The sequence below is a fragment of the Antrihabitans spumae genome, assembly GCF_043944905.1.
GTDB lineage: Bacteria > Actinomycetota > Actinomycetes > Mycobacteriales > Mycobacteriaceae > Antrihabitans > Antrihabitans spumae.
Genome location: NZ_JBIMSN010000042.1, coordinates 157,664 through 170,151 on the forward strand (window position 1 = coordinate 157,664; position 12,488 = coordinate 170,151).

A 12,488-nucleotide genomic window follows, 5' to 3' on the forward strand; every position below is an offset into this window, starting at 1 on the left:
GCCCGTCGAAACTGTCTGTCGAAACACTGGTCAGAGATCATTCGGCTCCATACAATTTTCTCCAACCAGAATGTCCTGACGGGAAGGTGCGCCGCGATGTCCACAACCAACGACGGGGCGATGACGGACTCCCCGTATGCCGACTCCATCGTCGTAGATGCCAGTTGCACAAAGGATGGAACTGTTGTCGTCCGCATCGTCGGCGACATCGATATGGCAACCCAGAGATACCTCCGCACACGACTCGACGAGACATTCGCCGAGTTTCCGTCGCCGAAGGCAGTGCTCGCCGACCTCGCCGAAGTGACGTTCTTCGGTTCGGCGGGGATCGAGTTGCTCGTTGCTCTCGCTGAGCGCAGCGCGGCGCGAGGTCATCCCTTCCGGATTGTCACAGGCAACAATCGGGCGGTCATCCGGCCGCTGGAAGTCACCGGGTTGGACCGATCCCTCGATCTCGTGCCGACCTTCGACGCGGCTTACGCTTCGCCGCCGCACCGTCGCGATTGACCGTCCTTGGTTTGGCTCCTGCTGGTTGGGTACCGCTGTAGAAGATCCATCTACCCGATTGGGAGGACTGCAGCAGTGAAAGCATTTGGTTACAACAGCAACGGCGGCCCGGAGGTTCAGGAGTTTCTCGACCTTGCGATGCCATCGCCACTAGCGGGCGAGCTGTTGGTCGAGGTCCGAGCCGCCGGGGTCTACCCCGTCGACTGGAAGATTCGTAGTGGCGCGTTCGGACCCTCCGCTCCTGCGGACTTCCCGAAGGTACTCGGTTCCGAGGTGTCGGGTGTCGTCCGTGAAATCGGCCAGGACGTGGACGGATTCGCAGTCGGGGACGAGGTGTTCGGAAGCGTTGCACCCGGATCCGGTGGGTTCGCCGAGTTCGCGCTCCTTCCGGCAACCGCTGCCGCACACAAACCCCTGAAGGTCTCGTTCACAGACGCCGCGACGCTCTCCGTTGCGGCAGCGACCGCGTACGACGGCGTGGCGCAGGTGCAGCTCGAAGCGGGTCAAACCTTGCTGATCAATGGGGTGAGCGGTGGTGTCGGCGTTGCCGCAGCTCAGATCGCGCGGGACCTCGAGATCAACGTCATCGGAACAGCCGGTGCTGACAAGCGACCTTTGATCGAGTCACTAGGCGCCACGCTCGTTCCCTACGGAGACGGCGTCGCAGGTCGGATCACCGACCTACTTCCCGACGGTGTCGACGCCATCTTCGATCTCGCAGGCGGAACATGCCTGCGGGATGTCGTAGATCTGGTCGCAGACCGAAACAAGCTGATCAGTGCCGGCGATCCCGAAACCGTCGCCGAACTCGGTGGCCACGTTATCGAGCGCGATCGCACCCAGCGTGTCCTCGACATCGTCGCCGACCTCGTTGCAGAGGGAAAATTGGACCCGCACGTCGAAGACGTCCTGTCGTTCGACGACGTTGCAGCTGCGATGTCCGCCGTCGAAGTAGGCCATGCGAAGGGGAAAGTCGTCGTCAACGTCGGTTGATAGGCGGCGAGGCTGGGTATGCCCTCATCAAGCCCGTGTATTGAGGAGTACAAACGTGACTAGTGACATTGCAGGAACCACCACAACCGATGCGGGAATTCCAGTCGGTAGTGATGAGCATTCCCTGACCGTTGGACCGGCTGGACCCATCCTGTTGCAGGATCACTATCTGATCGAGCAGATGGCGCAGTTCAACCGCGAACGTATACCTGAGCGGCAGCCACACGCGAAGGGAAGCGGCGCTTTCGGGCATTTCGAAGTGACCGACGACGTCAGCGAGTTCACACGCGCCGCCGTCTTCGCGCCGGGGACGAAAACCGATCTGCTCGCACGCTTTTCGACCGTCGCGGGGGAGCGGGGCAGCCCGGACACCTGGCGCGATCCGCGCGGGTTCGCCGTCAAGTTCTACACTTCGGAAGGCGTGTACGACATGGTCGGCAACAACACCCCGGTGTTCTTCGTCAAGGATCCGATGAAGTTTCAGCATTTCATTCGATCGCAGAAGCGGCGGGCCGACAACAACTTGCGCGACCACGATATGCAGTGGGATTTCTGGACGCTGTCACCAGAGTCGGCGCACCAGGTGACGTGGTTGATGGGGGACCGCGGTATTCCGCGGACCTGGCGGCACATGAACGGCTACACCTCGCATACCTACTTGTGGACGAACGCTGCGGGCGATCGGCATTGGGTGAAGTACCACTTCAAAACCGACCAGGGCATCGAGACCTTCACGCAGGACGAAGCCGACCAAATGGCTTCTGCCGACACTGATTACCACACGCGCGATCTGTTCGAAGCCATCCAGAAGGGTGACAATCCGAGTTGGACGTTGTTCGTCCAACTGATGCCGTTCGACGATGCAGCGAACTACCGATTCAATCCGTTCGACCTGACCAAGGTCTGGCCGCACAGCGACTATCCGTTGCAGCGTGTCGGCAAAATGGTCTTGAACCGGAACCCAACGGATCATCACACCGAAATCGAGCAGGCTGCGTTCGAGCCGAACAATCTGGTCCGCGGTATCGGACCGAGCCCCGATCGAATGTTGCTCGCTCGGCTGTTCGCGTATGCCGACGCCCACCGGCATCGCATCGGAGTCAATTACAAGCAACTGCCTGTAAATGCGTCGACATCGGCCGTCAACAGCTACAGCAAAGACGGCGCGATGCGATCTAACAAGGTGTCCGACCCCGTGTATGCACCGAACACCAAAGGCGGTCCGCATGCTGACGGGTTCGCCGACCCGGGCTGGTACTCGGAAGGTGAAATCGGGCGCAGCGCATACGTTTCGCATAGCGAGGACGACGATTGGGGACAGGCCGGCACGTTGGTTCGCGACGTCCTCGACGACGCCGCCCGCGATCGACTCGTTGACAACATCGTCGGTCACCTGCTCAACGGAGTCTCCGAGCCGATTTTGCAGAAGGCCTTCGAATATTGGCGAAATGTCGACAAATCGCTGGGCGACAAGGTCGAAGAAGGAGTCAGGGCTAAAGCTGACGAACCTGATCCGAAGGTCGCCGAACAGGGCAATTCGGCGCGGTCGAGTATGCAGCAGAAGGCCTGACACATGACCGGATTCGGCTACACGCTTATGACCGAACAAAGTGGTCCGAAAGAGCTGGTCACTTACGCGGTCGGCGCAGAGAAAGCCGGTTTCGACTTCGCGGTGAGTAGCGATCACTATTCGCCATGGCTTACCTCGCAGGGGCATTCGCCTTACGCGTGGACGGTTCTCGGTGCTGTCGCGCAAGCGACCGAAAGTATCGAGTTGATGACGTACGTGACCTGCCCGACGATGCGCTATCACCCAGCGGTGGTCGCCCAAAAGGCTGCAACGCTGCAGATTCTCAGCGATGGACGATTCACTCTCGGGCTGGGTAGCGGCGAGAATCTCAACGAGCATGTTGTCGGAGCAGGTTGGCCTGGCGTCGACAAGCGGCAAGACATGCTTGTCGAGGCGATCCAGATAATCCGCGAACTACTTGCTGGCGGATTGGTCGAATGGCAAGGCGAGCATTATCGAGTCGATTCGGCCCGGTTATGGGACCTACCGGATGTGCCGTTGCCGATTGCCGTTGCGGTGTCGGGAGACAAGTCGATCGAGAAGTTTGCGTCGATAGCCGACCACATGATCGCGGTCGCGCCGGAGAAGGTTCTGGTCAACGGCTGGCGGCATGTACGAAACATGGCGGCTGGATCGCCGTCCGAATCGCGGGTCATCGGCCAGATTCCGATTTGCTGGGATCCCGACCAGCAAAAGGCAATCGACCGAGCGCACGATCAGTTCCGCTGGTTCGCCGGCGGCTGGAGTGTCAACGCCGATCTCCCCACAACCGCGGGCTTCTCCGCCGCGACGCAATTCGTACGACCCGAGGACGTTGCCGACAGCATCCCGTGCGGTCCCGACCTCGACGCCATCGTCGAATCGGTGCGGCCCTATTGGGAGGCGGGCTTCAGCGACATCGCGCTTGTGCAGATCGGTGACGAGTCGCTGGAAGCCTTTCTCGCCGAAGCGGCAGGTCCGTTGCTCGAGAAACTGCGGGCGGCTGCAAAAGTGAAGTAGGTACTGGATACCGGGCAGCCGGGCTACTCTCGAACTATCGGGTTGGGGACTCGTTAGGTAGGGGGTACGTCCATGCCAGCACCAACACGTTCGCACATCGTGCGGCGATTTTTCATTGCTGTTCTGTCAGTGTGCGCATGCTTTGCGTTTGCGGCACCAGCGGGTGCAGCGCCGGACAGCGGGTCGGGCGCAGCGAGTCCGCCGGGTCCGCTTGTCAACTTGAACAACTACTGCCAAGACCACGGTGCCGTCGCGCATACCGCGGACGGTAGAACCGTCTATTGCACCAGGGTCTCCCGCACTGATGCTTGGGTCTGGGCGTACACACCTGATCTGATGCCCATCGATCCGAACGCGCGCGGCTACACATGCACGGATGTGTGCCGTTTCCCGGACGGCTCGATCGCACCTAACTATTTGAGGTGCGGCGTGTTGTGCGGCGAGCCGCCGACATCCGGTGACATACAAAGCGGTTTCTACGATTGCTTCCGCTCGGGCGCGACCTACGAGGAATGTCGGCAACGTCCCCCACGGTGACTCGGCTGCGCGGATTATGATCAGCGCGAGTCAACGAAGGGCGGCCGTCGGTGCAGCAACGACCATTCACAGTCGGAATTTCCGACGGTAGCGGCTTGATCGCGCGGTTCGGCGATGTGGTGTTGTTTGCGACCGGTGCGGACGAACCCGTTGCGCAGTTGCTCGGGGCTGTGGATGCCGCCGCCCGCACTCAGTACCCTGGCGCAGGTTTGCCCGATCGGCTTGCTCCCGTCGCATTCGGTGCCGCTCGCGGCGTTGCATTCGGCGTCGTCGCGCCGACCGCCGACGGCGCGATCGTTCTGCTCAAAGGCGTTGTCGCAGCCGATATCCGAACCAACGACGGCGGACGCAGTCTGGTCGGCAACGAGGGTCCGCGCTTCGTTGTCGAAGCTGTGCCCGACCACGCGACGACCATCGGCCTCCGTGCCGCCGACCGTTCGACGCCGTACCCCCGTCCGCACACCGATCTGCAGGCAGGAATCGTGCCGGGCGGCGGGTTCACCATTGTTCGGGCGACCTTGCCGACCGAACCGCCGCGACATATGGAAACCGTTGCGACAGTGCGAATTCCAGCGGACGCGGTGAACCCACCCGGGTTCCGGTCGCCGCAGGAAACTGCCGCAGCAACGCCGGTGATCAGTGTGCTGTCGACGAAGGACGGCGCCGTCTATCCGCTCGACCGCCCGTATGTCATCGGACGTGCCCCACTGTCGGACGAGGCCGTCGCGAACGCAACGGCGTCGCCGATCGTCGTCGAATACGACCCGTACATATCGCGTGTACACGCCTACATCACAGTGGAGCGCGGCGACGTCTTCGTGCGCGACGCCCTCACTCCCGCAGGGACTTTCATCGCAGCGCCCGGTGCCGAGGACTGGACCCAGGTCGGCGAAACCCCCGCGCGACTCGACCCTGGCTGGACCTTACGGATCGGCGAATGGACCGTGACCCACCTAGCGGGTGGCGCGAGCTGACTTTTCGTTTGCCAGCCCGCTCCAATCTCCGGCGCGCAACGCATTCAGCGCGCTGGGGTCGACCTGGAAACGTCCCTTGACCGCCTTCTGTGCCGCTGTCACATCGGCTGGATGGTGGCCGAGAACTGTCGCGCCGACAACCCGACCGTGCGACAGCACGAGGCGCCGATAGGACATGCGGGCCGGGCGGTCGATAACGATGACGTCGTCGGTCGCGGCAGGCGTCACCTTGCCGATCGAGAACAACTCGAGGTCTACACCTTTGAGGATCGTCGCAGGCGTTTCGGCGGTCAGAGTCATCTCGCCGCCGAGTGCGTTCACAGCCGCGGCTTCGGCTTGCTCGACGGCGACCGGCCACAGACCCCACACCTGGCCATTGTGTTCGGCAACGTCTCCCGCCGCGTACACCCAGCGCGTACGGGTCCGCATGCGGTCGTCGACCAGCACCCCCTTGCCGACCGGAATCCCCGCGTCGCGAGCAAGGCCGATGTTGGGACGAACGCCAACGGCCGTCAGGAACACGTCGCACGGCAGTTCTCGACCGTCTTTCAGGATCGCCGCAGTCACGCTCGGTTCGCCCTCCACTCGAACTGTCTCTGCGCGCGTCAGCAACTCGATTCCCTGATTCTTGAAATGCTGCGCAACGACTTCCGAGCAGCGTGGGTCGATCTGACGGCTGAGCAAACGATCGCCGCGTTCCAGGACCGTCACCTGCAAACCGAGCAAGTGCAGCGAGTACGCAGCTTCGAGGCCGAGCAGTCCACCGCCGGCCACGACAGCCGACCGGCAACCGTTGCGCTGAACGTAGGAACGAATGCCCATCGCGTCGCCTGCTTCGCGAAGAACGAAGCTGCCTTCGCGGTCGATTCCCGGGGTCGGCGGAATCGTCGCGCTCGACCCCATGGCCAGGATCAAACGGTCGTACGGAAGGGACTCGCCGGTGCCGAGCAGAACGCGCTGCGCGGGAACGTCGATGCGTCTCGCCATCGTGTTCAGCCACGCATGGACGCTGTGATCGTCGTACCACTGTTCGGGCAGCAGATAGAGACCCTGCATCGCAGACCGACCATAGACGAGCCGCGAAATTCCCATCCTGTTGTAGAGGGCGTGCGATTCCTGACCGACGAGGTGGATCTCGCAGTCGGGGTGACCGCGCCGAACGAAATCGGCTGCGGTGACAGCGGCGATACCGCCACCGACAATGACGACACTGACGATCGATCGGTCGAATCGTGTTGGCTTGTCCCCTGATCCGTCACCTGGCTCCGGTGTGAGCGACATCGTGACTGTCCCGGACGAGATCCGTGCGCAACACGCCATCCGAGTATTTTTCGCAAGGCCGAGACGCCGCAGTGTGTTCTGCTCGTCCTGCTCGGGCGCCGACAGGCACGACATGCCGTCAAGGACAGCGACGGGGTCAGCCCCGCACACGCCCATCCGGCATCCCGCTTCGATCGGCTGCTTGTTCTTCTCGGCGATCTCCAGCAGGCTCGTTCCGGACTCGGCGGCGACCGGAACGCCGTTGCTGCCGAACTGAACTCGCGCCGTCGCCGCAGTGGAAGCTGCCGCGACGGGTTCGAGTGGCAGTAGTCGAACGGGATCTTTCCGGGTACCGGACACCCAGGCGAACTGCAGTTCGCTGACCCTGGTGCGAGCGATCCACACGAGGGTCACCACCGCCACCACGGCGCTGATCAGCCAACGCAGCCAGGGAATTTCGATGCCGGTGATCTCGGCGAGCGAGCTCACAACGACGGGACCGCCGAACCAGTAGAAGATGTTGAGCGCCGCTGCCGCATATGAGACCGCCACCATCGCCGGACTCAGTGGTGAAACGGCTTCGATCGCGAAGTACGACCCGACGCTGACGAGGACGAACAGCGCCAGCAGTCCGTACCGCTCCAACGCAGCCATATCGGGTTGGCCTACGGCAGTGAAGAATCCGAGGATGAAGCCGGGCAGGGCCGCGACGAACAACTTGCGCTGTGAGGTCCAGCCGCGGTCGTCGTCGACCAGGTCCGCCTGATACGCGGCGCGCGGTTTGAAGTCGTAGCAGTTCTTGGCACAGCCGACGCACGATGGGCAGTGGCTGTTCGGGACGGTGATGTAGGGCGTCTGCGCGTACGCGCGCTGCAGCGGAAACAGCGGGCAGATGCTGCTGCACCACCCGCTCTTGCCTTTGAAGACGACTCCACCGGTGAACGCGACCGTCGCGACCAAGACGAGCACAACCCCGGTCGCTGCACCGCTCTGATCGAGGCCCGCGAGCCGGGACCCGGCGATACCGAAGAACAGTGCCATCGCGACGAGGTAGCCACGGTTTCGTAGCCAATCCGGCGGATTCAACGCGCGGGTGAAGCCGAATACACGCGGGATCTGGTTCGTCGCGGCAAGTGGACATACGTTGCGCCACAACCCAGGTGCGACGAGAAACAGCGCGGGGAGTACCGGAACGATCACGCCGAAGAAAATGAAAAGCCCGGCTGCCGGACGCACGAACAGCAACACGATCACAGTGAGGAAGCACCCGATGCTGATCACTCGAAGCGCTTGCCACACGGGCAGCGGGATTTTCTTGGGCAGATCGGTGTAGGCGGGGAACAGTTCTCGTTCGCCGGTCGGGTCGATGCCGAGGACCCGTTCGGCAAGGACGATCCTGCGGGACGGGACGACGTCGGCGCGTGGCGGCGGGGGAGCGGTGACCATGACGCCGAGCCTGGTCGAGTCGTGATCGGAGACGGGCGCGGCAGCTGGTTCGGCACCGCGGACGGCCGGGACGGACACGACGATCAACTCGGTACGGCCGAGGCGCAGCACATCTCCCTTGCCGAGTTCCGCACGTCCGGTCAGCGGAACCCCGTTGAGGGTCGTTCCGTTGCGGCTACCGAGGTCGACGACCGACAACGCGGTCGGGCTCGGCACTATCCGCAGGTGCTCGCGGGAGACCTCGGTATCGGCGACATTCTCACCGGCGCAATCACGGCCGAATGCGACGGACCCGCTCAGTGTCACCCGACGAGGGCGCCGTCCCCACTCCCGAATCTCGATGACAACCTGGTTCGGGTCCATGGCAGCGCTCGCTCTCTCATGCCGGAATGCGCGCTAATCGTACGCGTGAGAAGACCATTCGGGCGCGCTAACAGCGGGATAGGGATTCGGACATTCCGGGAGCGCGTGCGGACGCGGAAAGTGCATGTGATCAGCGGTCCGCACCCGACCTTGGTTGTACACTTTCGCGCATGCCGCTGGCTCCCGGTTCCGAATTCGCAGGTTTCACGATCGTGCGCCAGTTGGGCGCGGGCGGGATGGGCGAAGTCTATTTGGTCGACCACCCCAGGCTGCCGCGCCGCGAGGCTTTGAAGATCCTGCCGTCCACGCTCACAGCCGATTCCGAGTACCGCCAGCGCTTCATCCGCGAAGCGGATCTGGCTGCCTCGATGTGGCATCCACACATCGTCGCCGTGCACGATCGTGGCGAGTTCGAAGGTCAGCTGTGGATCACGATGGACTACGTCGAAGGCACCGACGCCGCCGTCCTGCTGCGAACGCGCTTTCCCGCCGGCGTGCCGACGCGATTCGGCGCCGAGATCGTCACCGCTGTCGCCGATGCACTCGATCACGCGCACGAGCGAGGTCTCCTGCACCGCGATGTGAAACCGGCCAACATCTTGCTCAGCGATTCAGACCCGGAGTCGAAGCGACGCCGAACGCTGCTGTCCGACTTCGGTATTGCTCGGCGAATCGACGATGCCAACGGTCTGACTGCAACGAACATGACGGTCGGGTCGATCTCCTACGCAGCGCCGGAGCAGCTGATGGGGCGGACGATGGACGGGGCGGCAGATCAATACGCCCTTGCGACGACCGCCTTCCATCTGCTCACCGGCAAGCCGCCGTTCGACAACTCCAACGCGGCTGTCATCATCAGCAGCCATTTGTCGTCGCCGCCGCCGCGAATGGGTGACAACAGGCCCGATCTGGCTGCGTTGGATGCGGTTATCTCCAAGGGCATGGCGAAGAGCCCAGACGATCGTTACGGGTCGTGTTCCGAATTCGCCCAGGCGCTCAATGCCGCCGTCGAGGCGCAACCGCGGACCGACCACGAGACGATGATCGGTCCGGTCGGAGGTAATCCGCCTGCGGGACAGCCGGTTCCGGCGTACGTAGCACCAGCTGGATCGCCAACACCGCTACCGCCGAACACGGGTCCGGCCCCGGCCGCTGGCGCAGGGCGTCGACGCGTCTGGCTGCTCGCCGCCGCTGCGGCAGTCGTTGTCGCAGTAGCGATTGCGGTCGGCGTTGTGCTCATGCAGGGTTCGTCGGACTCCGATTCGGGTGACACTGTCGCAGCAAGCAGTTCGAGTGCTGCCGGTCCGGCAACGGCCGTCGATTCATCGCTTGTGCAACCGTCGAAAGTGGCAGCGCTGCTTGCCGATCAGCCGCAGCTCGCGTCGTTGACAGGGCAGGCGCTGGACGATCCGCAGACGGCGTCGACGCTGCTGGACGCGTCTGCTGATTTCAGCCGTCCCGAATGTGTCGGCGCCATCTATCCGCTCGAAAAGAAGGTCTACGACGGCAGCGGCTACACGGCATTGCGGCAAAGTGTCTCGCAGACACCGGAATCCGGCTCGGTGTACTACGTCGTCGATCAATCGGTTGCGCTCCTGCCGTCGGCCTCGGCAGCCACCAAGATCGTCGACAACTCGAAAGAGCAGTGGCAAGCCTGCGCGTCGGGGCCCGTCGACTACACCGGCCAGACCGGAACGACCAGCGTCACCCTGGCCGACGTTGTAAGCCAGGACGGTTCGATCGTGCAGAACCGGACGGTTCCCCCTGCCGAGTTCGCCGGCTACACGTGCCAGCACACCATGGGAGCGTGGTCGAACGTCGTTGCCGAAGCCGTCGTATGCGGCGACATCGACGTCGGAGACAAGTCGCAGGACATCGTCGCGGCGATACTGGCGAAAGCTCAGGGCTGAGCTTCGGCAACCTTTGCCAGCCGTCGGACCAGCAACTGGACGACCGGGCCGTACGTCGCGGCAAGCACGGTCTCGAGTGGGCCTGGTGCAGTGATCGACATCGTGACTCTGGACCCGGTCGGCAGCGGCGTCACCTCGTGAGCCAGCGTCATCGGCCCGACTTGCCAGGTCCACGACCGACCTTCGGTCTTGTCGGAGATGATCGCCGGGATCGGTAGCAACCAGAGCACTCGAGCGGCGCCGCGGCGTCCCCGCTGGACTTCTGGGGAGCCGAGACCCCACGCTCCGCGGATATGTGGCGCCCACTCGGGCCAGCGGGCAGGCTCGGAGACAAGAGACCAGGTTTCGGTCGCCTGAGCGGCCGAATCTGCTGAAAACGTATGGGTCATGAGATCTGGATACCCAAAGAAATGGGCCTGAGCACCCAGGATTCGATGATTTCGGCGGGATCCCGCATATTTCGACGAATGTTGGGCGCCTAGGCCCACTGCGCGTGAGGTGTTGCTGAGTGCCCTCGGTGAGACTCGAACTCACACTGGACGGGTTTTGAATCCGTCGCTCTCGGTGTTTGGTGTTGTTGGCCAATAATGGCACTATTTGGAAATGCCGCTGACCTGGTAGTTCTGGTGTTTGTACTGTTGACGGTCGTTGACTGTCGCTGGCACCGCTGCGGAACCGCTGCCGAACGGAACGACGATCATCGAAGGGCCATCAATCTCGTGCGCTGCATCAGAGGCGAACCGACCTGCGCGCCCACCACGGCGTCAAAGTCAACTTACGGCCTCCACGAACGCGTACCGAAACTCGTCGCATAGTGGCCGATTTAAGATACGAGTCCGCAACAGTCGGATCGGCCCAACTGCGACGCACCCGATGTAATTCGCGCCGATCAGAAGCGGTGATTTTGCAATGGCTGGACACACGCGCGCATCACAAGACGGTGCTGCGGGCTTGTTTGCGTGATCGATCGGTCGTCCGACCGCTGGACAGACGCAGCCTTAAGGTCGGGGAGCGGACGAAGTGCGGTGGCACTCGTGATTCTCCTTCGGCTCAGAAGTTGGTTGGATTCCTTATTCTGGCGTTCGGAGACCAGCATTCAACACTTACCGACTCGCACGGGACAGCCCCTCAAACTTCAAGAGCCAGAAGCGTGCTCCGACCCTCACAGTCAGACGCCGCTCCAGCTTTAACTCTGTCGAGCTCGTGCAAGAACATGTTCGGAGTGCCGGCAAAGCTCTGGATTGCGCACCTTTGGGAAAAACGGCGAAATCGGCCATGCGGCGCCAACCAGGGAAGCGATCTTTGTTCCGGCATCCTGCTTCTCACCAAATTGATAAAAGCCAACACGCCCCTTAACGCCATGACGTCTCCCAAAGTACCAGTTGGCCACGTAAACCGCGGCGATCAAGTAGACAGCGATAGCAATCAAGACTCCGACGATCATTTTAGCAACCTTTCGATGTGGTGAACGGATATATTTAATGCTGGTCCGCGTTTTACAATCTCAATGCAATTTCACTGGGCCTTCGAACATCTGCCGCGCGATGCGGCCCGTTTATTCAGCTGCATTTGTTGTGTCAACCGTAATATGGCGAGTAACCGAATCCGTTATTTTCCTAGCCTCCAAGTCAAGTTAGGGCTTGACGGACTCGGTCATGTGCAGTCGACTGCATGTACTGTCTCATAGTGAGCGGCTCGGTGCCGTCGCTCGTTTGGATGACATGCTGCACGCGAAGGCCGGATCTTGGAACAGAAATTAGAGCCAGATAAAGGGTTCAAGAATCCGATCCAACGCCACCCCGCGGTCAGCACCGGGTAAAGGTGTGTTGACCCGAGAGGCGGAACAGTCTGGCGGATCGAATTCGCAGTAGGTGTCATTTGCCAGGGTGATGGGACCACCTGCTTGCCACTAGCATGGGACCACCTTGG

General features: G+C 62.2%; 9 protein-coding genes. 6 read left to right on the forward strand and 3 right to left on the reverse strand.

Going from position 1 to position 12,488, the window contains the following annotated elements:
- Window positions 1-96: 96 nt before the first annotated feature.
- The 5 genes from ACHIRB_RS10680 (at window position 97) to ACHIRB_RS10700 (ending at window position 5,580) form a co-directional block, all read left to right on the forward strand.
- A complete protein-coding gene (locus tag ACHIRB_RS10680) occupies window positions 97-507 on the forward strand; it encodes an STAS domain-containing protein (RefSeq protein WP_395123610.1) in 411 nt (136 codons plus the stop codon).
- Window positions 508-582: 75 nt separating this feature from the next.
- Window positions 583-1,500 (forward strand): NADP-dependent oxidoreductase, encoded by a 918-nt coding sequence (locus ACHIRB_RS10685; RefSeq protein WP_395123611.1) that lies wholly within the window; start codon window positions 583-585, stop codon window positions 1,498-1,500.
- A 55-nt stretch (window positions 1,501-1,555) separates the two neighbouring features.
- Window positions 1,556-3,070, forward strand: coding sequence for a catalase (locus ACHIRB_RS10690; protein ID WP_395123612.1), 1,515 nt, complete (start codon window positions 1,556-1,558; stop codon window positions 3,068-3,070).
- Window positions 3,071-3,073: 3 nt separating this feature from the next.
- Window positions 3,074-4,069, forward strand: a complete 996-nt coding sequence (locus tag ACHIRB_RS10695; protein WP_395123613.1) for an LLM class F420-dependent oxidoreductase — start codon at window positions 3,074-3,076, stop codon at window positions 4,067-4,069.
- A gap of 587 nt (window positions 4,070-4,656) precedes the next feature.
- On the forward strand, window positions 4,657-5,580 hold the full coding sequence (locus tag ACHIRB_RS10700) for an FHA domain-containing protein (RefSeq protein WP_395123614.1): 924 nt from the start codon (window positions 4,657-4,659) through the stop codon (window positions 5,578-5,580).
- On the opposite strand, the gene ACHIRB_RS10705 is transcribed toward ACHIRB_RS10700, so the two are convergent.
- Window positions 5,560-8,649 carry an FAD-dependent oxidoreductase gene (locus ACHIRB_RS10705; protein ID WP_395123615.1) on the reverse strand — a complete coding sequence of 1,030 codons (3,090 nt, stop codon included), beginning with the start codon at window positions 8,647-8,649 and terminating at the stop codon, window positions 5,560-5,562. The two genes, ACHIRB_RS10700 and ACHIRB_RS10705, sit on opposite strands and share 21 nt — an antisense overlap.
- A 170-nt stretch (window positions 8,650-8,819) precedes the next feature.
- Between ACHIRB_RS10705 and ACHIRB_RS10710 the strand changes: the two genes are divergently transcribed.
- The gene (locus ACHIRB_RS10710) at window positions 8,820-10,559 is read left to right on the forward strand and encodes a serine/threonine-protein kinase PknH/PknJ (protein ID WP_395123616.1); all 1,740 of its coding nucleotides are present in this window, start codon (window positions 8,820-8,822) and stop codon (window positions 10,557-10,559) included.
- On the opposite strand, the gene ACHIRB_RS10715 is transcribed toward ACHIRB_RS10710, so the two are convergent.
- A complete protein-coding gene (locus ACHIRB_RS10715) occupies window positions 10,550-10,948 on the reverse strand; it encodes an SRPBCC family protein (protein ID WP_395123617.1) in 399 nt (132 codons plus the stop codon). The genes ACHIRB_RS10710 and ACHIRB_RS10715 overlap by 10 nt on opposite strands.
- Before the next feature lie 797 nt (window positions 10,949-11,745).
- Window positions 11,746-12,003, reverse strand: coding sequence for a hypothetical protein (locus ACHIRB_RS10720; RefSeq protein ID WP_395123618.1), 258 nt, complete (start codon window positions 12,001-12,003; stop codon window positions 11,746-11,748).
- Window positions 12,004-12,488: the final 485 nt, after the last annotated feature.

What these genes read in the sequence shown, in the direction of transcription:
- ACHIRB_RS10720 (WP_395123618.1), bottom strand. Translation starts at nt 12,003, where the DNA reads ATGATCGTCGGAGTCTTGATTGCTATCGCTGTCTACTTGATCGCCGCG.
- ACHIRB_RS10680 (WP_395123610.1), top strand. Translation starts at nt 97, where the DNA reads ATGTCCACAACCAACGACGGGGCGATGACGGACTCCCCGTATGCCGAC.
- ACHIRB_RS10710 (WP_395123616.1), top strand. Translation starts at nt 8,820, where the DNA reads ATGCCGCTGGCTCCCGGTTCCGAATTCGCAGGTTTCACGATCGTGCGC.
- ACHIRB_RS10695 (WP_395123613.1), top strand. Translation starts at nt 3,074, where the DNA reads ATGACCGGATTCGGCTACACGCTTATGACCGAACAAAGTGGTCCGAAA.
- ACHIRB_RS10715 (WP_395123617.1), bottom strand. Translation starts at nt 10,948, where the DNA reads ATGACCCATACGTTTTCAGCAGATTCGGCCGCTCAGGCGACCGAAACC.
- ACHIRB_RS10705 (WP_395123615.1), bottom strand. Translation starts at nt 8,649, where the DNA reads ATGGACCCGAACCAGGTTGTCATCGAGATTCGGGAGTGGGGACGGCGC.